This is a genomic window from Variovorax sp. YR216, from assembly GCF_900107745.1.
In the GTDB taxonomy this organism is placed as follows: Bacteria; Pseudomonadota; Gammaproteobacteria; order Burkholderiales; family Burkholderiaceae_C; genus Variovorax.
Map to the genome: position 1 here is coordinate 418,339 of NZ_FNRO01000004.1, position 23,108 is coordinate 441,446.

The window sequence follows — 23,108 nt, forward strand, 5'->3', positions numbered from 1 at the left end:
CCGCGGCAACGCTTCCCCAAGATGCTCTTCAACTCTTACGCGTTCATCTTTTGCTTTTTCCCGATCGTCCTCTTCGGGTTCTTCCTCATCGGAAAGCGAAATGTGCGCGCAGCAGCCGGCTTCCTCGCGCTGGCTTCGCTGTTCTTCTACGGCTGGTGGAGCGTCGAAGCCCTGCCGCTGCTGCTGGGATCGATCTGCTTCAACTACTGGGCCGGCCTGCGCCTGACACGCGGCCCCGGACGCACCGATGCGGGCCGAAAGCGCATGCTCGTGTTCGCGCTGACGGTGAACCTGGCGGTGCTCGCGACTTTCAAGTACGCGAACTTCTTCCTCGCCAATGTGAACGAGGGGATCGCCGCAGCGGGATTCACCCCCGTGGCGATGCTGCACATCGCGCTTCCGATCGGCATTTCCTTCTACACGTTCACGCAAATCGCGTTCCTGGTGGACTGCTGGCAGGACAAGGTCCACGAACGCAGCTTCATTCACTACGTGCTGTTCGTCACGTACTTCCCCCACCTGATCGCAGGCCCGGTGCTGCATCACGCGCAGATGATGCCGCAGTTCGCCAATCCGGCGACGTACCGCGCGGACACCAACAAGATCGCGCTCGGCCTGGCGATCTTCGTCTTTGGCCTCGCCAAGAAGCTCCTCATCGGCGACAAGGTGGGCGAGTACGCCGACCTCATGTTCAACGGCGTGCACAACGGCACGGCGCCCATGCTCTACACGGCATGGCTCGGCGTGCTCGCCTACACCCTGCAGATCTATTTCGATTTCTCGGGCTATTCGGACATGGCCGTCGGCCTGTCGTTGTGCCTGGGCGTGAAACTGCCGCTCAACTTCAACTCGCCCTACAAGTCGACCAACATCATCGAGTTCTGGCGCCGCTGGCACATCTCCCTGTCGACCTTTCTCCGGGACTATCTCTACATCCCCCTGGGAGGCAACCGCAAGGGGCCGGCGCGCCGCTACCTGAACCTGTTCATCACGATGCTCCTGGGCGGCCTGTGGCACGGCGCCGCATGGACCTTCGTGATCTGGGGTGGCCTGCACGGCATGTACCTCGTGATCAACCATCTCTGGAACAGCAAGATTCGCCGCGATTCGAAGCCCGGCCGCCTGGCCAAGGTCCTCGGCTGGTTCCTCACTTTCCTGTGCGTGATGATTGCCTGGGTGGTCTTCCGCGCGGACAGCATGCACGCGGCAATGGAGATCTACAAGGGCATGCTGGGCTTCCATGGCACGGCGCTGGAGGCGTTCACGGAATTCGGACCGGTACCCAGCCGCAAACCCGAGTTCTTCCAGACGATGATCGTCGGGCTGTTCATCTGTCTCGCGTTGCCGCCCACGATCACGCTGCAACGCTGGGTCCCGCAGGCGCAGTCGCTGGCCGCCCGGCCGCGCGCGTCGCTCGCCTTCACCGCGTTCATGGCGCTGATTACCGTCCTCCTGCTCGGACTCTGCGTCTCGAGGCTGGGCTCCTACAGCCCGTTCCTCTATTTCCAGTTCTGATATGTCGCCCGCAAAACTCTGGCTGCAAGTATTCACGGCTGGCTTCGCCGTGATCGTTGCCATGCTGATCATCACGTTGAACACGCCCATTCCCTACGGCGATCTGTCGCGGATCGGAATGGTCTCCGATCACGAGTTCGGATGGCAAAAGGACCAGCCGCAAGTCGACAGGGCCTACCTGCGCGCATCGCCGATCAACGAAGCCGACGTCCTCGTGATTGGCGACAGCTTCTCCGCCACGGCGCGTTGGCAATCCGTGCTGAAGCAGCATGGATATCGCTTCGCGACGGTCTTCTGGAGCGAATTTCACGAGTCGCTCTGCGACGATTTCGACGATTGGCTCGACCGCGCAGGATTCAAGGGCAAGCTGGTCATCATCGAGAGCGTCGAACGTCTTCTCGCAGACCGCCTGGCCAATACGCAGAAGTGCAAGGCGATGGGCAATGTCCCCGGCACCCGGATCGAGCCCTTCTTCGAACCGGTCGAAAAGGTGCCTGGGTTTGCTCTCAACTGGAAGGCCAAGCTGACGTCGGGCTACGTCACCTACCGCAATACGCGCGCCGCGAAGGAGGCCGAAGGGCCGACCTTGCCCCTCAATCAGAGCTGGGTCCGTCCAGTGCCCGATGGCTGCTCGCTGTTCAGCAACCGCTTGTGCGACAAGGCCCTGTTCTTCAAGGACGATGACGACAACGGCGAACTGACGGTCCAGCATGTCGAACAGATGCGCGCATTTTCCGAGGCGCACCGCACCCGGTCCATCATGTGGATGGTGATCCCCAACAAGACGACGACGTACCTCACACCGGATCACTCGAAAGATTTTGTGACTGCCTTTGCCAAAGCCGGGCTGGGGCCAGACCTCTTCACCTTTGCCAAGGAACAGAAGACCAAGATCCGCGATTTCTACTTCCCGAATGACACCCACACATCGCTATTTGGGCAACTGGCGCTTGGAGAGGTCATGCTCGGTGCCGTCCGCAAGATCATTCCGGAGCCTCCTGCGAAGTCTTCTTGAGGCTATGATCATCACAGGAAGCCGTCACGCGTGATCCTTTACGAGTACCCATTCAACGAGCGCATCCGGACCTACCTTCGGCTGGAGCACTTGTTCCGCCGCCTTGGAGAGTTGGTGCCGGCAGATTCGGCTCTGCTGCATCACTATGCGCTCGTCACGATTTTCGAGATCATGGATGTGGCGGCCCGCGCCGACCTCAAGGCCGACGTGCTGAGGGACCTCGACAAGCACAAGAACGTGTTCAACAGCTATCGCGGCAACCCCGCGATCGCCGAGACGGTGCTCGATCAGGTCGTCGGCAAGCTCGAAAGCAATTTCAACACGTTGAACACGGTGCCGGGCAAGGCCGGCCAGGCACTCACCGAGAACGAATGGCTGATGAGCATTCGCAGCCGCGCGGGCATTCCCGGCGGCACCTGTGAATTCGACCTGCCGGCCTACTTCGCGTGGCAGAACGGCCGCGCCAACGATCGCCGCGCCGACCTTGAACGCTGGTCGTCGACGCTCGCCCCGTTGGCTGAATCGATCTATCTGCTGCTCAAGCTTCTGCGCGATGCGGATGTCCCGTACAAGGTCATTGCATCGAAAGGGCAATTTCAGCAGGCGCTTCCGCAAGGCCGGAGCTTCCAGTTGCTGCGCCTGCGGATCGACCCCAAGCTCGGGCTCATCCCTGAAATCAGCGGCAATCGTCTGATGGTGTCGGTGCGACTGATGCGGCAGGAAGCCGACGACCGCCTGCACCAAAGCGCCGAAGACACCCCGTTCGAACTGACGCTCTGCGCATGAGCCGCCCGGCCGCCCCGAAGGCGAATACCGAAGCGCTGCTGCGCGAAGGTACTCCAATGAGCCCTCGCCCGGCCGTTCCGAAGGCGGCTCGCACTGCAGTGCGAAGCACGGAAGTTACCCAATGAGCACCGCTTCGTCCTCACCGGTCGGCGAACGCATCGTCAAGTGCCCGGCGTGCGGAAAAGACAGCCTCTACGCCGCACGCAACCCTTACCGGCCTTTCTGCAGCGCCCGATGCAAGGGAATCGACCTGGGCGCGTGGGCGAGCGAGGAGTTCAGGGTACCTGCAGAGTCACCGCCGGACGATGACCCGTTCGGCGATCCAAAGCGGCAGTAGGCTTCGAGTGAGGTGCCCGTTACGCCGCCGGCATGACGACCGCGTCCGGCAACCCGCGCTCTTCGGCCAGCCACGCCAGCACCGGGAGCGCACCCGGTAGCACCGGAGACACATCGAGCGGCAGTTGCTGCCAGCACATCGATTGCCCCTCGCGCATCTCGAAATCGCCGGACCAGTCGTTCACTTTGCACCAGTGCAAGCGAACCAGCGCATGGGGATAGTCGTGCTCGGTCACCTTCCACACGTCGGCGCCGGCGATGGTGATGCCGAGTTCCTCGTGCAGTTCGCGCCGCAGTGCCTGCTCGACGGTCTCGCCGGCTTCGATCTTCCCGCCCGGGAACTCCCAGTAGCCCGCGTAAGGCTTGCCTTCCGGCCGGGTCGAGAGCAGGAGCGCGTCGTCCCCGCGAATGAGGATGCCGACGGCGACCTCCGTGTGCTTTCGAGGCGCGTTCATGGCCTCAGCTGCGCCCCGCGAAGTCACGGGCAAACTGGTAGGCCACGCGCCCGCTGCGCGATCCGCGCTCGAGCGCCCACACCAGCGATTCGGGTCGGGCCGCCTCGATCGCCTTGGCGTCCACGCCAAAGGACGACAGCCACTGCGCGACGATCGTCAGGTATTCGTTCTGCGTGAACGGGTAGAAGCTCACCCAAAGGCCGAAACGCTCGGACAGGGAAATCTTCTCCTCGATCACCTCGCCCGGATGCACCTCTCCATCCTCGGTGTGGGTGTAGCTGAGGTTGTCCTTCATGTACTCGGGCAGCAGATGCCGTCGGTTGCTGGTCGCGTAGATCAGCACATTCGGCGTCGCCGCGGCCACGGAGCCGTCGAGAATGGACTTGAGCGCCTTGTACCCGGGCTCTCCCTCGTCGAAGCTCAGGTCATCGCTGAACACGATGAACTTCTCGGGTCGGTTGGAAACCACTTCGACGATATCCGGCAGGTCGGTCAGCTCGGCCTTGTCGACCTCGATCAGGCGCAGTCCCTGCGGCGCGTAGGCTTGGAGACAGGCCCGGATCAACGACGACTTGCCGGTGCCGCGCGCGCCGGTCAAAAGGACGTTGTTCGCCGGCTTGCCTTCCACGAACTGGCGGGTGTTGCGCTCGATCTTCTCCTTCTGGACGTCGATCTCCTTCAACGCATCCAGCGGCATCGACGCCACATGCCGGATCGGCTCCAGCGTTCCATGGCCCGAACTGCGGCGGCGATAGCGCCACGCGATGGAAGCATTCCAGTCCGCCGGCGCCGCCAGCGGTTGCGGAAGAATCGATTCGATCCGGCCGATCAGTTGTTCAGCGCGCTCGATCAGACGTTCGAACTTTTCATTCATGACAGCGACCGCCCGGCCGCCCGAAGGGCGCTGAGCGCCCCCTCAGGGCGCAGCGAGCAAAGCGAGCGTGGGGGCCTCATGATCTGTAGTCGGCATTGATCGACACGTAGTCGTGGCTCAGGTCGCAGGTCCAGACCGTGTCCACCGCGGTGCCACGGCCGAGCGCGATGCGGACGGTGATCTCGCTCTGCTTCATCACGCGCTGTCCGTCTTCTTCGCGATAGGACGGGTTCCGTCCACCCTTCACCGCCACGTGCACGTCGTCCAGGTACAGGTCGATGGCGGTCTGATCGAGGTCCGCGATCCCGGCATACCCAACGGCTGCCAGGATGCGACCCAGATTCGGGTCGCTCGCGTAGAACGCGGTCTTCACCAGGGGCGAGTGTGCGACGGCATAGGCGACCTGCCGGCACTCGGCTTCGTCGCGACCGCCTTCGACGCGCACAGTGATGAACTTGGTCGCGCCTTCACCGTCGCGCACGATCGCCTGCGCCAGTTGGCGCGCCACGTTCTGCATGGCTTGCAGCAGCGCCTGCCCCGATGCGGAGTCGAGCGAAGTGATCGTCTGGTGCGCCGCCTTCTGCGTGGCAATGACAACGAAGGAGTCATTGGTGGACGTATCGCCGTCGATCGTGACGCGGTTGAACGATGCGTCGGCCAGCGCCTTGGAAAGCGGCTGAATCAGCGCCGGATCAATCTTGGCATCCGTCGCCATGAAACCGAGCATGGTGGCCATGTTCGGACGGATCATGCCGGCGCCCTTGCTGATGCCGGTGATCGTGACCGTCGCGCCGTCGATCTGCACCTGCTGGCTGAAAGCCTTGGGCACGGTGTCCGTGGTCATGATGCCCTCTGCTGCCCGCGCCCAGTGGGTGGCCGATGCGTCGGCGAGCGCCGCCGGCAAGCCGGCTTCGATCCGATCGATCGGCAGCGGCTCCATGATCACGCCGGTGGAGAACGGCAGGATCTGCTCGGGCGCCAGATTCAACTGGCGCGCCAGCGCGATGCAGGTTGCCCGTGTGCGAGCCAAGCCGTCTTCGCCGGTTCCTGCGTTCGCATTGCCGGTGTTGATCAACAGCGCGCGAATACCGAGATCCCGGGCCAAGTGATCGCGGCAGACCTGGACCGGCGCGGCGCAGAAGCGGTTCTGCGTGAACACGCCACCCACCGCGGCGCCCTCGTCGATCAGCACGACGGTAAGGTCCTTGCGGTTGACCTTGCGCACGCCGGCTTCGGCGACGCCGATACGAACACCCGGCACCGCATGCAGCGCGGCGGGATCGGGAGCGGAAAGATTCACGGGCATGGCGATGTCCTGCTGATGAATATCAAGTGAGCTTGCCGTGGCACTGCTTGAACTTCTTGCCGCTGCCGCACGGGCAAGGATCATTGCGACCCACGCGCGCGAAGGCCGCCGCGCCGGCGCTCAAGCCACCCGCGGCCTGGCGGCGCAAGCTTTCTTCGTCCACGCGGACTTCCACGTCGCCGGTCTCGGTGGGTGCGCTGTACGTGATGTTCGACAGGTTCTCGCCACGGCTTTCCATGGCCTCGGCGGCCTGCTCGAGCTGCTCGCTGGACTGCACGCGAACCGTCATCAGCTGACGGGTCACCTCGTTCTTGACCGAATCGAGCAGCTGGCCGAACAGTTCGAAGGCTTCGCGCTTGTATTCCTGCTTGGGCTGCTTCTGTGCGTAGCCGCGCAGATGGATGCCCTGGCGCAGATAGTCCAGCGAAGCCAGGTGTTCCCGCCAGTGCGTGTCGATGCTCTGCAGCAGGACCATGCGCTCGAACTGTGTGAAGTTCTCCTGGCCAATCAACGCAACCTTGGCGTTGAATGCCTCGTTGGAAGCAGCCACGACCTTCTCCACGACGTCGTCGTCGCCCACCGCGCTGGCGGCCTCGACCTCCTTGCGAAGCGGCAGGTCGATCTGCCAGTCTTCCGCGAGCACCTTCTCGAGCCCGGCCAGGTCCCACTGCTCCTCGACGGACTCGGCCGGTACGTACTGACGTACCAGGTCGATGAAGCAGCCTTCGCGCAGCGCTTCGATCTGCGCGGTCAGGTCGCCCGCGTCGAGGATGTCGTTGCGCTGCTGGTAGATGACCTTGCGCTGGTCGTTCGAGACGTCGTCGTACTCGAGCAGCTGCTTGCGGATGTCGAAGTTGCGCGCTTCGACCTTTCGCTGCGCGCTCTCGATGCTGCGCGTGACGATGCCCGCCTCGATGGCCTCGCCATCGGGCATCTTGAGCCGGTCCATGATGGCCTTCACGCGATCGCCCGCGAAGATGCGCATCAAGGGGTCGTCCAGGCTCAGATAGAAACGCGACGAGCCGGGATCGCCCTGCCGGCCGGAACGGCCACGAAGCTGGTTGTCGATACGGCGCGACTCGTGGCGCTCGGTGGCAATGATGCGCAGGCCGCCGACGGACTTGATGAACTCGTGGTCCTTGTCCCACTGGGCACGCAGTCGCGCGACTTCAGCTGCCTTGGCCGAGGGATCGGCCGTCTCGTCGGCTTCGACGGCCTCGATGGCTTTTTCCACGTTGCCGCCCAACACGATGTCGGTACCCCGACCCGCCATGTTGGTCGCAATCGTGATCATCTTGGCGCGACCCGCCTGGGCCACGATCTCGGCTTCGCGCGCATGCTGCTTGGCGTTCAGCACCTGGTGCTCCAGGCCGGCCTTCTGGAGCAGGCTGGAGATGATCTCGGAGTTCTCGATCGACGAGGTTCCGACCAGCACAGGCTGCCCCCGCTCATTGCATTCGCGGATGTCCTGGATGGCTGCTTCGTATTTCTCGCGCGTGGTCTTGTAGACGCGGTCGAGCTGGTCATCGCGCTTGCTCGGCCGGTTCGGCGGAATGATCACGGTCTCCAGGCCGTAGATCTCCTGGAACTCATAGGCCTCGGTGTCGGCTGTGCCGGTCATGCCGGCAAGCTTGGCGTACAGCCGGAAGTAGTTCTGGAAAGTGATCGAGGCAAGCGTCTGATTCTCGGACTGGATCTCGACGCCTTCCTTGGCTTCAACCGCCTGGTGCAGACCGTCGCTCCAGCGCCGTCCGGTCATGAGGCGGCCGGTGAACTCATCCACGATGATCACTTCGCCCTGCTGGACGACGTAGTGCTGGTCGCGGTGGTAGAGGTGCCTTGCACGCAGCGCCGCGTTCAGGTGGTGCATGAGCGTGATGTTGGCCGGATCGTAGAGCGACGCGCCCTCTGGCAACAGCTTGAATTCGGACAGGACCTGCTCGGCCTTTTCATGGCCATCCTCGGTCAGGAACACCTGATGGGTCTTCTCGTCGACCGTGAAGTCGCCGGGCTTCGTAACGCCTTCGCCGGTACGTGCATCGGCTTCGCCTTCCTGACGCACGAGCAGCGGCACAACCTTGTTGATGGCCAGGTAGAGGTCAGTGTGGTCCTCGGCCTGCCCGCTGATGATCAGCGGGGTGCGGGCTTCGTCGATCAGGATCGAGTCCACTTCGTCGACGATGGCGTAATTCAGTCCGCGCTGAACCCGGTCGGCGGGTTCGTACACCATGTTGTCGCGGAGATAGTCGAAGCCGTATTCGTTGTTGGTGCCGTACGTGATGTCGCTACCGTAGGCCTGCTGCTTTTCTTCGCGCGGCATCTGGGGCAGGTTGATGCCCACCGACAGCCCCAGGTAGTTGTAGAGCCGTCCCATCCATGTGGCGTCGCGACTGGCAAGGTAATCGTTGACGGTCACCACGTGCACACCCTTGCCGGTGAGCGCGTTGAGGTACACCGGCAGCGTCGCAGTCAGCGTCTTGCCCTCGCCCGTGCGCATTTCGGAAATCTTGCCGTAGTGCAGCGCCATCCCGCCCAGGAGCTGGACGTCGAAGTGACGCATCTTCATCACCCGCTTCGAAGCCTCACGCACTGTTGCAAAGGCCTCCGGAAGCACCGAATCGAGCGATTCGCCGTTGGCGATGCGGTCCTTGAATTCCTGGGTTTTGGCACGGAGCGCGGCTTCGTCCAGCTTCTCGAACGTCGGCTCCAGCGAGTTGATGCGTTCGACCGTCTTGCGATACTGCTTCAGAAGTCGATCGTTGCGACTGCCGAAAATTTGAGTCAGGAAGTTGGTGGCCATGAATGGAGATCGAAGCACACTCGCCGAATGCGGGTGCTTCGACCGAAATCCCTAAGATAGACGAGAAGGAACTTGGGCGCGCTTTGCCGCAAAACAAGCCAATTGGCTGGCGGGAATGCCGGCAAACCGCGCATTTTAGCCCTCTTGTTTGATCCCCTGATTGCAGACCATTCCCATGAATCGCCGCTTCAATGCCGTCTCCGTATTCCAGGCTACGGAAGAGTCGCCAACCCTCGCGAGCCTGACGGCGCGGGCACGTGACGCTGCCGAAAGACTCGCGGCCATCCAGGATCTGATCCCCCCGGAATTGCGCCCGAGCGTCAAGGCCGGCCCCGCGGAGGACGACGTCTGGTGCGTGCTCGTGACCGGTAACGCGGCGGCGGCCAAGCTGCGCCAACTGGCCCCTGCGTTCCAGTCGCGGCTGAAGGCACGCGGATGGCATGTCGCAACGATCCGCATCAAGGTCCAGGCGCGAAGCTGACGCGGCGCATGCCGCCGGCCGGCAATGAAAAAGCCCCGGACGGCAATGCTGCCGCGGGGCTTCTGGATGGTGCCGCTTGTCGGAATCGAACTGACGACCTACCGCTTACAAGGCGGTTGCTCTACCAACTGAGCTAAAGCGGCGAAGTATGGGATTCTAACGATCGGCGGCTTGCGCCAATCTCACTTGATCCGCTTCAGCGAAGGGCGGGAGCCCCCTCCGGCTGGCGGCCGCGGCGGGTCCTCCGGATGAGTCGGCGCAGAGCCGGCCTCTACAGGCTCCTCGGCACCCTCGCCGGTGACGAGATGGACGACCCGACCAGGATCACCTTCCGAACCTCGTGTGGCATCGCGCAACGGCGCGCGCGGCGAAGTGGACGCAGGCGGGGGAACCGGCGGCGCGGCTCCCGGAATTCCCTCAGGCGACTGGACCTGCACCGGCGCGGGGAACGCCATCCCCTGCCCGTTCTCGCGCGCATAGATCGCGATCACGCGGCTGACCGGCACGATGATTTCCCGGGCGGTGCCCGCGAAACGCGCCTTGAATTCGATGAACTCGTTGCCGAGATTCAGCGAGCTCGTCGCATCGAAGCTGATGTTCAGCACGATTTCGCCGTTCTTGACGTACTCGCGCGGGACCTGGACCGTGTCGTCGACCTGCACCGCGACGTACGGCGTGAAGCCGTTGTCCGTGCACCATTCGTACAGTGCCCGAATGAGATACGGGCGTGTCGAGGACGATTCGAGCGCGTTGATCATGACCGGCTGCGCCAGCGTTTCACTTCCGCATGACCTTTTCGGAGGGGGTCAGTGCTTCGATGTAGGCCGGACGGGAAAAGATTCGCTCAGCGTACTTCAAAAGCGGCGCCGCGTTCTTGCTGAGGTCGATCCCGTAGTAGTCCAGGCGCCACAGCAGCGGGGCAATCGCGACGTCGAGCATCGAGAAATTGTCGCCCAGCATGTACTTGTTCTTGAGGAACACGGGTGCCAGCTGCGTGAGGCGGTCGCGGATGTGCGAACGGGCCTTCTCGAGGGCCTTTTCATTGCCCTTGGAGCTGCGGTTCTCGAGCGTGGAAACGTGCACGAAGAGTTCCTTCTCGAAGTTGAGCAGGAACAGGCGCACGCGCGCGCGGTCGACCGGGTCGCCCGGCATCAGTTGCGGATGCGGGAAGCGCTCGTCGATGTACTCGTTGATGATGTTCGACTCGTACAGGATCAGGTCGCGCTCCACGAGGATCGGCACCTGCCCGTACGGATTCATCACGCTGATGTCTTCCGGCTTGTTGTAGAGATCGACATCGCGAATCTCGAAATCCATGCCCTTTTCGAACAGGACGAAACGGCAGCGGTGAGAAAAAGGGCAGGTCGTTCCCGAATACAAGACCATCATGGCGAAAGGCTCCTAAAAATCAAAAAGAGTGGGTCGCGTACGCAACCCACTCTGCGGGACCAGGCGCACAGGGCGCCCGATCGGCATGGCGTTACTTGACGTCTTTCCAGTACGCGGCATTCAAGCGCCAAACAAAAACCACTGCCATGACAAGGAACAGCAGGACCCAGACGCCCACGCGAACGCGCGTGTTCTGCGCCGGCTCGGCCATCCATTGCATGTAGCTGACGAGGTCGCCCACGGCCTGGTCGTATTGGACCGGCGTCATGGTTCCGGGCGTGATCTGCTCCCAGCCCTTGAACACTTCGACTTCGTGGCCGTGCGATTCGACCTTGTCGAAAATCGGCCGGCGCTCGCCCTGCAGTTCCCACAGCACATGCGGCATGGCGACGCTCGGGAATGCCAGGTTGTTCCAGCCCGTGGCCTTGGTCTCGTCACGATAGAAGGTGCGCAGGTACGTGTAGAGGTAGTCCGCGCCGGTGCCGCCATGGCCGGCGCGAGACCGGGCGACCAGCGTCAGATCGGGCGGAATGCCGCCGAACCACTCCTTCGCCTGGCGCGGATCGATGTTGGCCTTCATGGTTTCACCGACCTTGTCCGTCGCGAACAGCAGATTGTCCTTGATCTGCTGCTCGGTGATGCCGAGGTCCTGCAATCGGTTGTAGCGCATGAACGCCGCCGAATGGCAGTTGAGGCAGTAGTTGACGAAGAGCTTCGCGCCGTTTTGCAGCGCCGCCAGGTCGGTCGTGCGGTTCGGCGCCTTGTCCCAGGGGATGCCTTCTTCCGCGGCATGCGCGCCCGCCACGAAACCAAGCGCCGCAATCAACGTGAGGATCAGTTTCTTCATTCTTGTGCTCTCCCGGTCAGTGGGCCGCGAAGGTCACGCGCTCAGGGACCGGCTTGAATTCGCCCAGACGGCTCCACCACGGCATCAGCAGGAAGAAGCCGAAATAGAACAACGTACCAACTTGCGACACGCGCTCGCCGACAGGCGACGGCGGCTGCACGCCAAGGTAGGCGAGCACGACGAAGTTGATCACGAAGACGCCGTACATGTACTTGTGCCAGCCCGGACGGTAGCGGATCGACTTCACGGGGCTGTGGTCCAGCCACGGCAGGAAGAACAGGATGATGACGGCGCCGCCCATGACGAGCACGCCCCAGAACTTGGCATCGATCGACAGCATCATCGCGGCGACACCCAAAGCCACCACGACGATCAGGCCCTTGAAGATCGAAGGGATGCGCGTCTTCCACACGCCGAACGCCGCGCCTGCGACAACGCACGCGATGAGCGCGTACATCATCTCGCTCGTGATGGCGCGAAGCATCGAATAGAACGGCGTGAAGTACCACACCGGCGCAATGTGGTTCGGCGTCTTCAGCGAATCGGCGGGAATGAAGTTGTTGTACTCGAGGAAGTAACCACCGGCCTCGGGCGCAAAGAAGATCACTGCCGAGAAGATCGTGAGGAACACCACCGTGCCGAAGATGTCATGCACCGTGTAGTACGGGTGCGACGGGATGCCATCCAGCGGATGACCATCGGGTCCGCGCTTGGCCTTGATCTCGATGCCATCGGGGTTGTTCGAGCCCACTTCGTGCAGCGCGATCAAGTGCGCAACCACCAGGCCCAGCAGCACCAGCGGAACCGCGATGACGTGGAAACTGAAGAAGCGGTTGAGGGTCGCATCGCTCACCACGTAGTCGCCGCGGATCAGGATCGCGAGGTCCGGACCGATGAACGGAATGGCCGAGAACAGGTTGACGATCACCTGCGCGCCCCAGTAGCTCATCTGGCCCCACGGCAGCAGATAGCCCATGAACGCCTCGGCCATCAGGCAGAGGAAGATGGCGCAGCCGAAGATCCAGATGAGTTCGCGCGGCTTGCGGTAGCTGCCGTAGATGAGGCCGCGGAACATGTGCAGGTACACCACGATGAAGAACGCCGAGGCACCCGTGGAGTGCATGTACCGGATCAGCCAGCCCCATGGCACGTCGCGCATGATGTACTCGACCGACGCGAAGGCGAGCGCGGCGTCGGGCTTGTAGTGCATCACCAGGAAGATGCCGGTCACGATCTGGATCACGAGAACCAGCATTGCGAGCGAGCCGAAGATGTACCAGAAGTTGAAGTTCTTGGGCGCGTAGTACTTGCCCCACTGATCGTTCCAGAGCTTGGTCAGCGGGAAGCGGTTGTCGACCCAGTTGAGGAGCTTCTCGTTCGCCGGCGCGTTGGGGGAGATTTCGTTGAATTCAGCCATGTCGTTCTCCTCAAGCCTTCTTGTCTTCGCCGATCAGGAGGCGAGAGTCGGAGAGGTACATGTGGGGAGGGACTGGCAGATTGTCCGGCGCCGGCTTGTTCTTGAAGACCCGTGCCGCAAGATCGAAGGTCGAACCATGGCACGGGCAGAGGAAGCCACCTTGCCAGTTGTCGGGCAGCGAAGGCTGGGGGCCGGCCTGGAACTTGTCGGTCGGAGAGCATCCGAGGTGCGTGCAGATTCCGACAACGACGAGGATCTCGGGCTTGATCGAGCGATGCTCGTTGCGCGCGTAAGGAGGAGTGAATTCGTCCGGATTGCGCTTGGACTGCGGATCGGCGAGCAGCGGATCGAGCTTGGACAGTTCGGCGAGCTGCTCGGGCGTGCGCTTGAGGATCCAAACGGGCTTGCCGCGCCATTCGACCGTCATCTTCTCGCCGGGTTGCAGGCCACCGATGTCAACCTCTACCGGAGCTCCGGCAGCCTTGGCTCTTTCGGATGGCTGGAAAGTGCTGACGAACGGCACGGCGACAGCCACTCCGCCCACCGCTCCTGCACAACCCGATGCGATCAACCACGTCCGCTTGCTAGTGTCAACCCGGGCGTGGCCGGCTGCGCTATCACTCATGGGGGATCCTCAATGTTCTTCGCTAAGGTCTTGGGGTCAACCGACGATTGTAGCGGAGCGTAAATCGCGAATTCAATGCAAAGAGACGCGCATAAGCGACACATTGCGTTCGTATTAATCCCCATCAAACACGCCTCTATACTGACCAGCCTTTCGCAATTCCGGACACGAGGTACCCGACATGAGCTTTCTCAAGGAGTTTCGTGAATTCGCCGTCAAGGGCAACGTGATCGACCTCGCGGTCGGCGTGATCATCGGTGGTGCCTTCGGCAAGATCGTCGAATCCTTGGTGGGCGATGTCATCATGCCGATCGTCGGCCTGGTGTTCGGCAGGCTCGATTTCTCGAATCTCTATATTCTGCTCGGGCCCAAGCCGGCAAATGTGGCCGATACCCTGGTGGAACTGAAGAAGGCCAACATACCGGTGCTGGCTTATGGCAATTTCATCACCGTCGCGGTCAACTTCGTGATTCTTGCCTTCATCATTTTCCTGATGGTCAAGCAAATCAACAAGCTGCGCAAAACGCAAGAAGCACCGCCGCCGGCAACACCGGAAGACACCGTGTTGCTGCGCGAGATCCGCGACAGCCTCAAGCAGCGCTGAAGGCCGCTCCGACGACGGAGTTCAGCCGGATTTCGCCGCCTCGCACGAAAGCGAGCGCGCCATGCGAATCGCCTCGATCAGGCTCGATGCATCGGCGCGTCCGGTCCCCGCGATGTCGAACGCCGTCCCATGATCGGGGCTGGTGCGCACGAGCGGCAGTCCAAGCGTCACATTGACGCCCTTCTCCACGCCAAGGTACTTGACCGGGATCAGGCCCTGGTCGTGATACATCGCGACCACCACATCGAACTCGCCGTTGCGTGCGCGCATGAAGACGGTATCCGGCGCGTGCGGACCATTCGCATCGATGCCTTCCTCGCGCACCGCCGCGATCGCTGGCGCGATGATGTCCCGCTCCTCGGTGCCGAAGAGGCCGCCCTCTCCCGCATGCGGGTTGAGACCCGCGACACCGATCCGTGGCGGCTTGCCGAGGACGGCGGTCAATGAGCGGTGCGTGATCCGCAGCGTCTCCAGAACACCGTCGAACGTCACCGCCTCGATGGCCTGGCGCAGCGAGACATGGATGCTCACGAGCACGGTCCGCAATTCATCGTTGGCGAGCATCATCCGCACCGGCACGTCGGAAACCGGCCGGCCGAGGTGCACAGCGGCCTCGGCCTGGAGCAGTTCGGTATGACCGGGGAAGCTGAAGCCAGCCGCGGCCAGTGCTTCCTTGTGCAAGGGCGCGGTCACCATGGCCGCGATGTCACCGCGCAGCGCGGCGCGGGCAGCCCAGACGACGCAATCGCCGGCGATCCGTCCCGCGGAGGCACTGATCTCGCCGGGCGGAATGGACGCATCCGCCGCCACCACCACTTGCATGACCGGCACACAGTTCGGCGGAACGCCAGCCACATCCGCAAGCGATTCAATCTCGACAACGGGCAGTGCGAGAGAACCGGGCGCCGCAAGCCATCGCGCAGCGCGCCGAACGAGACCGACATCGCCGGCAACGAAGCATCCGCGCATATGGTCGCCCGCATCGCGGAACGCCTTGACGATGATCTCGGGACCGATGCCCGCAGGGTCACCCAACGTGACGGCAATGGGATGCGACACGGTGCTCAGGCGGGGTTGTCGATGTCGATGAATTCGTGCGCGAGACCCAGCTGCTGCGCCACATGGCCCGCCACCGCCGGCGCGCCGTAGCGCTCGGTCGCATGGTGTCCGCAGGCGAGAAATGCGACACCCATCTCGCGCGCGTAGTGAGCCTGTGGTTCGGAAATCTCGCCCGTGATGAAGGCCTCCGCGCCAGCGGCGATCGCGGCCTCGAAGTAGCCCTGCGCACCGCCGGTGCACCATGCGATGTTTCTGATCGGCCGGGCGGCGCCCTCGACGAGCGTGACCGACTTGCCGAGCGCCTTCTCCACATGCATGGCCAATGACTTCGCGCTGGCAAAGGACTCGCCGTTGGCCCGCGCGCCGAGAAAGCCGAGTTCCTGCTCGCCGAAGCGGCCGGTCGAGCCGGCGTGTGCAGCAAGCCCCAGCTTGTCACCGAGCTGCGCGTTGTTGCCGAGCTCGGGATGCGCATCCAGCGGCAGGTGGTAGGCGAACAGGTTGACGTCATCGCCGAGCAGCAAGCCCAGGCGCTGCCGCATCCACCCGGTCACACGGCCATCCTGGCCGCGCCAGAACAGCCCGTGGTGCACGAAGATCGCATCGGCTTCGGCATGGATCGCGGCTTCGATCAACGCGCGGCTCGCGGTCACGCCGGAAACAATCTTGCGGACCGTGGTACGGCCTTCGACCTGCAGGCCGTTGGGTCCGTAGTCCTTGAATCGTTCGGGAGCCAGCAGCAGATCGAATGCGTGAAGGAGTTCGTGGCGGGTCGTACTCATTGCGCCATTGTGGACCCGGCCGGCGCGCCCCGCATGGCATGGCCGCGCGCCGCGAGGGGCAACAGGCCGAGCACGAAGCCGAGCACCGCCAGAAGGCCGACGTAGTGCGCTGGCGCCATCGGGTCCTTCTCCAGCCACAGCGTGAGGATCACCGGCGTGAGACCGCCGAAGATGGCATACGACATGTTGTAGGCGAACGAAAGCCCCGTGAAGCGCACCGCCGCCGGGAAAGCCCGGACACCGGCAATCGGCACCGTCGCGATGGTGCCGACGAAGAAGCCCACCAGCCCGTAGTGCCACACGAGCGAAGCCGGGGCGCCGGGGAGGCTCGTGTAGAACAAGTAGGTCGTGACGAAAAGGCCGCCCCAGCCGATCAACATGACCGCGCGCGTGCCGATCCGATCCGTTGCCCAGCCGACCAGGATGCAGCCGAGCGTGAGCATCAGCGTGGCCACTGCGTTCGCCTCGAGCGCGAGCGTCGCGGGCACGTGATGAACCTTCTGCAGGTAGGTGGGCGTGTACAGAACCACCACCACGATAGCGGCCGAGAGCACCCATGTCAGCAATGCCACGAACACGCTCGCGCCGCGATGCTCGCGCAGCACGGTCTTGAGGGGAAGTTCGCGCGCGACGTTGCGTCGATCCGCGAGTTCCCGGAACACCGGCGTCTCGTGAAGGAAGCGCCGCAGATAGACCGACACCAGCCCGAAGACCCCACCGAGGATGAACGGGATCCGCCAGGCGAACTCGGCAACCTCGGCCGTCGAGTAGTGCCTGTTGATTGCCACCGCGACCAGCGAGCCCAGCAGGATCCCGCCCGTGATGCCCGAGGTCAGCGTGCCGACGCCGAAGCCGTAGCGGCGCGCCGGCACATGCTCGGCCACGAAGACCCAGGCGCCGGGCATTTCGCCGCCGATCGCAGCGCCTTGCAGCACACGCATCGCAAGCAGCAGCAGCGGCGCGGCCACGCCGATGCTGGCGTAGGTCGGCAGCAGGCCGATGACGAGCGTCGGCGCCGCCATCAGGAAGATCGAGAGCGAGAACATGCGCTTTCGGCCGAACTTGTCGCCGAAATGCGCGATCACGATGCCGCCCAGCGGACGAGCCAGGTAGCCGGCCGCGAAGATGCCGAAGGTCTGAAGCTGGCGCAGCCAGTCCGGCATATCGGCGGGAAAGAACAGCGCCCCCAGCACCGTGGCGAAGAAGACGTAGATGACGAAGTCGTAGAACTCGAGCGTGCCGCCGAGCGCCGACAGCGCCAGCGTCTTGTAGTCGCGGGCACCGAGCGTGCGTGTGGGGGCGGCAGCGGAAGACGCCGAGGCGCCACTGGCATAGGCTTGTGCAGTCATGGGCAAACGAAGAGAAACCGGAGAAATCGGCCCTCGGCGGACCGAGGCCAGGGCTCTTGCGTATGCGGCTTCTCGCTGCAGGGTCTTGCGCGCGCCGCGCCGGAAATGTCCCTGTAAGGAGCCCAGCTGCAAGCGCCTCCATTTTAGGGTTTTCCCTTATTTCCTGCCTTTCGTGGGGATGAACCCGCCGACCGCGCCAGCAAGGCCGCCTGGACGACTGATGGACAATCGACGTTTTGGCGCCGCATGAACGGCGCTCGCCATCACCGTTTTTTCTGCTTTTTCATGAAACGCACCTGGTTGCTGTTTTCACAGGCCGTCACCGTCCTTCTCGCGGCCTATTTCGTGGTCGCAACGCTCAAACCCGAGTGGCTCGACAAGCGTGCGCGTTCGCTTGGCGGCGTCGTTTCAGTGGTCGAAGCCCCGCCCGTGAACCCCCAGACTGCCGCGCCCGGCAGCCTGAGCGCCGCGGCGAAGAAGGCGTCCCCCGCCGTGGTGAGCATCAACACCAGCAAGGCCGCGCAGCTCAATCCGCGGAGCAACGACCCCTGGTTCCGCTTCTTCTTCGGCGACCAGGGTGCGGACCAGCCCCAGGTCGGACTGGGCAGCGGGGTCATCGTGAGCGCCGAGGGATACATCCTCACCAACAACCATGTCGTGGAGGGCGCGGACGAGATCGACGTCACGCTCAACGACGGGCGGCACGCGCGCGGAAAAGTGATCGGAACCGACCCCGAGACCGACCTGGCCGTCCTCAAGATCGAGCTCGACAAGCTCCCGGTGGTCGTCCTGGGCAACTCCGATGCGCTGCAGGTTGGCGATCAGGTGCTCGCCATCGGCAACCCGTTCGGCGTCGGCCAAACCGTCACGAGCGGCATCGTGTCGGCACTCGGGCGCAACAAGCTCGGCATCAACACCTTCGAGAACTTCATCCAGACCGACGCGGCGATCAACCCCGGCAATTCGGGCGGCGCGCTGATCGACGTGAACGGGAATCTCGAGGGCATCAACACCGCGATCTATTCCCGCTCTGGCGGCAGCATGGGGATCGGATTCGCCATTCCGGTTTCGACGGCCAAGCAGGTGCTCGAGGACATCGTGAAGTCCGGGCGCGTCACTCGCGGCTGGATCGGGGTGGAGCCGAACGATCTTTCGCCGGAATTGGCGGAGACCTTCGGCGTGAAGGCCAATTCGGGCGTGATCATCACCGGCGTGCTGCAGAACGGCCCGGCGGCCAAGGCCGGCGTGCGGCCCGGCGACGTCATCACCGGCGTGGGCGACAGGAACGTCGGCAATGTTCAGGAGCTGCTGACAGCCGTCGCCGGCCTCAGGCCGGGCAATGCAACCCGCTTCGCGCTGCAGCGCGGCGGGGACAAGCTGGAGCTGGACGTGACGCCGGGTTCACGGCCGAAGTCGCCGATCCGCCGCGCGCCGGACCAGACCGAATAACGATCCGGCAATCCGCTCAGGACTGGGCGGAATCGGCGCTCTCCTCTGGCGCCTTGCTGTACTTGTTGAAGTAGCGCGCTCCGATGATGCCCACCTCGTACAGCAGGCACATCGGGATGGCCAGCGCCAGCTGCGACACGACGTCCGGCGGCGTGAGCACCGCCGCAACGACGAACGCGACGACGATGAAATAGCCGCGGAAAGAGCGCAGCTTCTCGACCGTGACCATTTCGAAGCGCACCAGCAGCATCACCACGATCGGCACCTGGAACGCGACGCCGAAGGCGATGTAGAGCGAAAGAATCGCCTCCACGTAGGACGCAATATCTGGCGTCGCCGCCACCGCCGCGGGCGTGAATTTCTGGATGAAGCCGAACATCTTGTCCAGCACGAAGAACTGCACGAAGGCGATACCCGCATAGGCCAGCAGGCTGCCGAAGATGATCAGCGGAAGCGCAAAGCGCTTTTCGTGGCTGTAGAGACCAGGCGCCACGAACATCCAGCACTGGTACATGAGCCATGGCAGGGCCAGCAACACTGCCGTCATCAACAGCACCTTCAGCGGCACGAAGAACGGCGAGAACACGCCGATCGCGATCAGCTTCGCGTCGTGCGGCATGTGGGCACGGATCGGCACCGCGATCAGGTCGATCAGCCCGCTGGGCCCCGGCCAGATCGCGAGCAGGACGCCAGCGACCGCAAGACCATAGATGCAATAGAGCAGGCGATCCCGCAGCTCCATCAGGTGTTGGACGAAGGGCTGCTCGGTGCCAGCCAGTTCGTCTTCTTTGTTCTTGTCTGTGGAGTCGGCCATGTGGGGGCGCGGTCGGGAATTCGGGGCGCGCGGGGCGCGACCTGATCGACGCCGGAGCTAGTTGATCTTGTGGGGGCGGTAGCGCGCCACGCGCGCCGCGCCGGAAAGCGCCTTGGTACGCACGCCGTTGCGAGACTTGTACCACTGCGGCGTGGCGCCCTGCTTCAGGCGCCAGTTCTTGCGCGGATGCTTGTACTGGGGGTAGACCGGCGACGCATCGAGCCCTTCGGAGGACGACTGGCCGACGTCGGCGAACTGCTTTTCGAGTTCGCTGGCCCCGGACTGGATGCTGTGCTCGACCTCGCGGGCGGCATCCTGGACCGTGTCCTTCATCTTGCGAAGCTCGTCGAGGTCCATCGAACGATTGACCTCGGCCTTGACATCGTTCACGTAACGCTGCGCCTTGCCGAGCAAGGTGCCAACGGTGCGCGCCACGCGCGGGAGCTTTTCCGGTCCGAGCACGATCAGCGCAATCGCGCCGATCAGCGCAAGCTTGGAGATGCCGAGATCGATCACGGACAGACGTCGATCAGGACTTCTGACGCGCTTCGACGTCGATCGTGGACTTGTCGGCCGCCGCGTTGTTGGCGACTTGCTGCGCGTTCGGGGCCGCCGGCGTTTCGGGGGCCGAACCGTCCTTCATGCCGTCCTTGAATCCCTTGACGGCACCGCCAAGGTCGGACCCGATGTTGCGAAGCTTCTTGGTGCCGAAAATCATCACGACGACCAGCAGCACGATCAACCAGTGCCAGATGGAAAGAGAGCCCATGGATTACTCCTGAAGAATGTGAACAATTTTAGTCGGCGCGCAATTGCCGCTCGACGGGACGGATATCAGCCTCTGAGCCATGGACGCGGACCGCCCATGACGTGGACATGCAGGTGATGGACTTCCTGGCCGCCTTCCGCCCCGGTATTGACCACGATGCGAAAACCGCCCTCCGGATACGGCCTGCAGCCCTGCTCGATCGCGAGTTTCGGCGCCAGCGTCATGATCTTCCCAAGCAGCCGGGCATCGTCCGAGGTCACCTGGGCCATCGAGGGAACATGATGCTTGGGCACGATCATGAAGTGCACCGGCGCCCAAGGCGCGATGTCGTGGAAGGCAAAAAGCTCCTCATCCTCGTAGACCTTGCGGGAAGGAATCTTCCCTTCGACGATCTTGCAGAAGATGCAGTTGGGGTCAGAGGACATTCGACGGCTCCATGGATCGGCCCGCATTCATTCGCACCATCCCCTTGACGATGCGATAGAGGAACCAGAGGGAAATCAGTGCCCATGCCGCCCAGCCCGGCACGAAAAGGAGCAGCCACAGCCAGGAAGTCAGCACGTACAGCAAGCCGGCCCAGAGCACGGAGCGGATGCGCCAGCTGAAATGCGACGCCTGCCAGGTGCCTGCGGCATCGTCGCGCTTGACCAAATCGACGATGAGCGCGATCAGCAAGAGCCCGATGGAGGCCTGCGCGCCCGGTAGCACGGCGCCCACGGCCACCACCAGATGCAGGATGTAGCTGACCCAGCCCCAGGTCTTGAGCGAGTCATCAGGGTCCACGGTGACGATGTCGTTGGGCATGGCGTCCTCTCAGTCGTTCGAAGCCTCGCGCGCCTGCGCCTTGCGCAGAGCCTTTTCCTCGATGCCGCTGGTGCCCTCGCGGCGTTCGAGCTCGGCCACAACGTCGCTCGGTGCGAAGCCGTAATGCGCAAGGGCGATCATGCTGTGGAACCACAAATCAGCGACTTCGTTCACCAGCTTCGCGCGGTCGCCGCCGTGGTCGGCGTCTTTCGCGGCCATCACGACCTCGGTCGCTTCCTCGCCGATCTTCTTCAGGAACGCATCCGGGCCGCGGTGCAGCAGCCGGGCCACATAGCTTTTTTCGGGGTCGCCGCCGCGTGCGGGCAGGCGGCTTTCGATGACGGCGGCGAGACGCGCCAGCGCGTCCTCGGCATTCCGCCCTGAGGTGTCGGTGCTCATCTTGGGGTGGGTGTGTAGATCGATGCGGGGTCTTTCAGGACCGGTTCTGTCACGACCCAGCGGCCATTCTCGTATTTGCTGAAGAAGCAGCTGTGACGGCCGGTGTGGCAGGCGATGCCCGGCTCATGGCCGAGTTGCGTGACCTTGAGCAGCACGACATCGTTGTCGCAGTCGAGACGGATTTCGTGCACGGTCTGGACGTGGCCCGATTCCTCGCCCTTGAACCAGAGCTTCGCGCGCGAGCGGCTGAAATACACCGCGCGGCCGGTCTCGGCCGTCTTGGCCAGCGCCTCGCGGTTCATCCAGGCGAACATCAGCACGTCGTTGCTGCCACGTTCCTGCGCGATGACCGGCACGAGGCCGTTCGCGTCCCATTTCACTTCGTTCAACCAGTCCATCGGGCTATTGTCGGCGGAATAGATGTCATACCGCCGGCGATCGGTTACTGCCGTACGGGAATGCCGCGCGCGGCCATCTGCGCCTTGGCCTCGCCGACGGTGAATTCGCCGTAGTGGAAGATGCTGGCCGCCAGCACCGCATCGGCGCCGCCGATCTGGATGCCGTCCGCCAGGTGCGCCAGGCTGCCAACGCCGCCGGAGGCGATCACGGGAACGCTCACCGCGTCACTGACCGCCCGGGTGAGTTCGAGGTCGAAGCCGCTCTTCGTGCCGTCGCGGTCCATGCTGGTCAGCAGGATCTCGCCGGCGCCGCGGCGGGTCATTTCGACCGCCCACTGCACCGCATCGAGGCCGGTGTTCTTCCGGCCGCCATGGCTGTAGACGTCCCAGCCCGGCCCGCGCGTGGCCGCGTCCTCGGCGCTACGGCGCTTGGCGTCGATGGCCACCACGATGCACTGCGCGCCGTATTTCTGCGAGGCGTCCTCGATGACCTGCGGATTGGCGATTGCGGCCGAGTTGAAGCTGGTCTTGTCCGCGCCGGCATTCAACAACCGGCGCACGTCCGCGACCGTCCGGACGCCACCGCCAACGGTCAGCGGGATGAACACCTGCGAGGCGACAGCCTCGATGATGGGCAGGATCAGGTCCCGGTCGTCGCTGGTCGCCGTGATGTCGAGGAAGGTGAGCTCGTCGGCGCCCTGCGCGTTGTAGCGGGCAGCGATTTCGACCGGGTCGCCGGCATCCCGCAACTCGACGAAATTGACGCCCTTGACGACGCGGCCGCCGGTGACGTCGAGGCAGGGGATGATGCGTTTGGCAAGCATGGGAAATTCAGGAG

27 protein-coding genes and 1 tRNA gene are annotated in these 23,108 nt (G+C 63.5%); 7 read left to right on the forward strand and 21 right to left on the reverse strand.

Features of this window, described 5'->3' with window-relative positions; translation table 11 throughout:
* Positions 1-21: 21 nt before the first annotated feature.
* From BLW05_RS15320 to BLW05_RS15335, 4 genes are all read left to right on the forward strand, one after another.
* Positions 22-1,515, forward strand: coding sequence for an MBOAT family O-acyltransferase (locus BLW05_RS15320; protein ID WP_093163782.1), 1,494 nt, complete (start codon positions 22-24; stop codon positions 1,513-1,515).
* 1 nt (position 1,516) lies between these two features.
* Positions 1,517-2,530, forward strand: coding sequence for a hypothetical protein (locus BLW05_RS15325; RefSeq protein WP_093163783.1), 1,014 nt, complete (start codon positions 1,517-1,519; stop codon positions 2,528-2,530).
* Positions 2,531-2,560: 30 nt separating this feature from the next.
* Positions 2,561-3,316: a cell division protein ZapD gene (zapD, locus tag BLW05_RS15330; RefSeq protein ID WP_093163785.1), complete on the forward strand. Its 756-nt coding sequence runs from the start codon at positions 2,561-2,563 to the stop codon at positions 3,314-3,316.
* Between the two features lie 121 nt (positions 3,317-3,437).
* Entirely contained in the window at positions 3,438-3,653 is a 216-nt protein-coding gene (locus tag BLW05_RS15335) for a DNA gyrase inhibitor YacG (protein WP_093163786.1), read from the forward strand.
* A 19-nt stretch (positions 3,654-3,672) separates the two neighbouring features.
* Here BLW05_RS15335 and BLW05_RS15340 read toward each other — a convergent pair whose 3' ends face one another.
* The 4 genes from BLW05_RS15340 to secA form a co-directional block, all read right to left on the reverse strand.
* Entirely contained in the window at positions 3,673-4,107 is a 435-nt protein-coding gene (locus BLW05_RS15340) for an NUDIX domain-containing protein (protein ID WP_093163788.1), read from the reverse strand.
* Positions 4,108-4,111: 4 nt separating this feature from the next.
* The gene (locus tag BLW05_RS15345; protein ID WP_093163789.1) at positions 4,112-4,981 is read right to left on the reverse strand and encodes an ATP-binding protein; all 870 of its coding nucleotides are present in this window, start codon (positions 4,979-4,981) and stop codon (positions 4,112-4,114) included.
* Positions 4,982-5,057: 76 nt separating this feature from the next.
* Positions 5,058-6,287: a bifunctional glutamate N-acetyltransferase/amino-acid acetyltransferase ArgJ gene (gene argJ, locus BLW05_RS15350; protein ID WP_093163791.1), complete on the reverse strand. Its 1,230-nt coding sequence runs from the start codon at positions 6,285-6,287 to the stop codon at positions 5,058-5,060.
* 22 nt (positions 6,288-6,309) lie between these two features.
* On the reverse strand, positions 6,310-9,087 hold the full coding sequence (gene secA, locus BLW05_RS15355) for a preprotein translocase subunit SecA (RefSeq protein ID WP_093163792.1): 2,778 nt from the start codon (positions 9,085-9,087) through the stop codon (positions 6,310-6,312).
* Positions 9,088-9,262: 175 nt separating this feature from the next.
* Between secA and BLW05_RS15360 the strand changes: the two genes are divergently transcribed.
* Complete coding sequence (locus tag BLW05_RS15360; protein WP_093163794.1) at positions 9,263-9,568, forward strand: DciA family protein; 306 nt, start codon at positions 9,263-9,265, stop codon at positions 9,566-9,568.
* Positions 9,569-9,635: 67 nt separating this feature from the next.
* Here the strand turns inward: BLW05_RS15360 and BLW05_RS15365 are convergent.
* From BLW05_RS15365 to petA, 6 genes are all read right to left on the reverse strand, one after another.
* A tRNA-Thr gene (locus BLW05_RS15365) sits at positions 9,636-9,711 on the reverse strand.
* 39 nt (positions 9,712-9,750) lie between these two features.
* Entirely contained in the window at positions 9,751-10,326 is a 576-nt protein-coding gene (locus BLW05_RS15370) for a ClpXP protease specificity-enhancing factor (protein ID WP_093163795.1), read from the reverse strand.
* Between the two features lie 19 nt (positions 10,327-10,345).
* Positions 10,346-10,957, reverse strand: a complete 612-nt coding sequence (locus BLW05_RS15375; RefSeq protein WP_088955903.1) for a glutathione S-transferase N-terminal domain-containing protein — start codon at positions 10,955-10,957, stop codon at positions 10,346-10,348.
* A gap of 91 nt (positions 10,958-11,048) precedes the next feature.
* Positions 11,049-11,804: a cytochrome c1 gene (locus tag BLW05_RS15380; protein WP_093163797.1), complete on the reverse strand. Its 756-nt coding sequence runs from the start codon at positions 11,802-11,804 to the stop codon at positions 11,049-11,051.
* Positions 11,805-11,820: 16 nt separating this feature from the next.
* On the reverse strand, positions 11,821-13,221 hold the full coding sequence (locus BLW05_RS15385) for a cytochrome b (protein ID WP_093163798.1): 1,401 nt from the start codon (positions 13,219-13,221) through the stop codon (positions 11,821-11,823).
* Between the two features lie 10 nt (positions 13,222-13,231).
* Positions 13,232-13,846: a ubiquinol-cytochrome c reductase iron-sulfur subunit gene (gene petA / locus BLW05_RS15390; protein ID WP_093163800.1), complete on the reverse strand. Its 615-nt coding sequence runs from the start codon at positions 13,844-13,846 to the stop codon at positions 13,232-13,234.
* A 181-nt stretch (positions 13,847-14,027) separates the two neighbouring features.
* Here petA and mscL point away from each other — a divergent pair, with 181 nt between their 5' ends.
* Positions 14,028-14,450 (forward strand): large conductance mechanosensitive channel protein MscL, encoded by a 423-nt coding sequence (gene mscL, locus BLW05_RS15395; protein ID WP_093163801.1) that lies wholly within the window; start codon positions 14,028-14,030, stop codon positions 14,448-14,450.
* Positions 14,451-14,471: 21 nt separating this feature from the next.
* Here the strand turns inward: mscL and pdxA are convergent, their stop codons facing one another.
* From pdxA to BLW05_RS15410, 3 genes are read right to left on the reverse strand one after another with little or no spacing between them, the layout of a single operon-like run.
* Positions 14,472-15,509 (reverse strand): 4-hydroxythreonine-4-phosphate dehydrogenase PdxA, encoded by a 1,038-nt coding sequence (pdxA, locus tag BLW05_RS15400; protein WP_093163803.1) that lies wholly within the window; start codon positions 15,507-15,509, stop codon positions 14,472-14,474.
* 5 nt (positions 15,510-15,514) lie between these two features.
* A complete protein-coding gene (locus BLW05_RS15405; protein WP_093163804.1) occupies positions 15,515-16,288 on the reverse strand; it encodes a Nif3-like dinuclear metal center hexameric protein in 774 nt (257 codons plus the stop codon).
* Complete coding sequence (locus tag BLW05_RS15410) at positions 16,285-17,637, reverse strand: MFS transporter (protein ID WP_093163806.1); 1,353 nt, start codon at positions 17,635-17,637, stop codon at positions 16,285-16,287. Before BLW05_RS15410 ends, BLW05_RS15405 begins: the two co-directional genes overlap by 4 nt.
* Before the next feature lie 285 nt (positions 17,638-17,922).
* On the opposite strand from BLW05_RS15410, the gene BLW05_RS15415 reads away from it, so the two are divergent.
* Entirely contained in the window at positions 17,923-19,086 is a 1,164-nt protein-coding gene (locus tag BLW05_RS15415; RefSeq protein ID WP_093163807.1) for a S1C family serine protease, read from the forward strand.
* A gap of 16 nt (positions 19,087-19,102) precedes the next feature.
* Here the strand turns inward: BLW05_RS15415 and tatC are convergent, their stop codons facing one another.
* The 8 genes from tatC to hisF all read right to left on the reverse strand — a co-directional run bounded on the left by tatC (position 19,103) and on the right by hisF (position 23,094).
* Positions 19,103-19,900 (reverse strand): twin-arginine translocase subunit TatC, encoded by a 798-nt coding sequence (tatC, locus tag BLW05_RS15420; protein WP_093163809.1) that lies wholly within the window; start codon positions 19,898-19,900, stop codon positions 19,103-19,105.
* Between the two features lie 57 nt (positions 19,901-19,957).
* Complete coding sequence (tatB, locus tag BLW05_RS15425) at positions 19,958-20,416, reverse strand: Sec-independent protein translocase protein TatB (RefSeq protein WP_093163810.1); 459 nt, start codon at positions 20,414-20,416, stop codon at positions 19,958-19,960.
* A gap of 13 nt (positions 20,417-20,429) precedes the next feature.
* Positions 20,430-20,669, reverse strand: coding sequence for a Sec-independent protein translocase subunit TatA (tatA, locus tag BLW05_RS15430; protein WP_093163812.1), 240 nt, complete (start codon positions 20,667-20,669; stop codon positions 20,430-20,432).
* Between the two features lie 65 nt (positions 20,670-20,734).
* On the reverse strand, positions 20,735-21,094 hold the full coding sequence (locus BLW05_RS15435) for a histidine triad nucleotide-binding protein (RefSeq protein WP_093163813.1): 360 nt from the start codon (positions 21,092-21,094) through the stop codon (positions 20,735-20,737).
* Positions 21,084-21,473, reverse strand: coding sequence for a DUF4870 family protein (locus BLW05_RS15440; protein ID WP_093163815.1), 390 nt, complete (start codon positions 21,471-21,473; stop codon positions 21,084-21,086). Before BLW05_RS15440 ends, BLW05_RS15435 begins: the two co-directional genes overlap by 11 nt.
* Before the next feature lie 9 nt (positions 21,474-21,482).
* Positions 21,483-21,872, reverse strand: coding sequence for a phosphoribosyl-ATP diphosphatase (locus BLW05_RS15445; protein WP_093163816.1), 390 nt, complete (start codon positions 21,870-21,872; stop codon positions 21,483-21,485).
* Positions 21,869-22,270, reverse strand: coding sequence for a phosphoribosyl-AMP cyclohydrolase (gene hisI, locus BLW05_RS15450; protein WP_093163818.1), 402 nt, complete (start codon positions 22,268-22,270; stop codon positions 21,869-21,871). Before hisI ends, BLW05_RS15445 begins: the two co-directional genes overlap by 4 nt.
* Positions 22,271-22,314: 44 nt before the next feature.
* Positions 22,315-23,094 (reverse strand): imidazole glycerol phosphate synthase subunit HisF, encoded by a 780-nt coding sequence (gene hisF, locus BLW05_RS15455; protein ID WP_093163819.1) that lies wholly within the window; start codon positions 23,092-23,094, stop codon positions 22,315-22,317.
* Positions 23,095-23,108 lie beyond the last annotated feature (14 nt).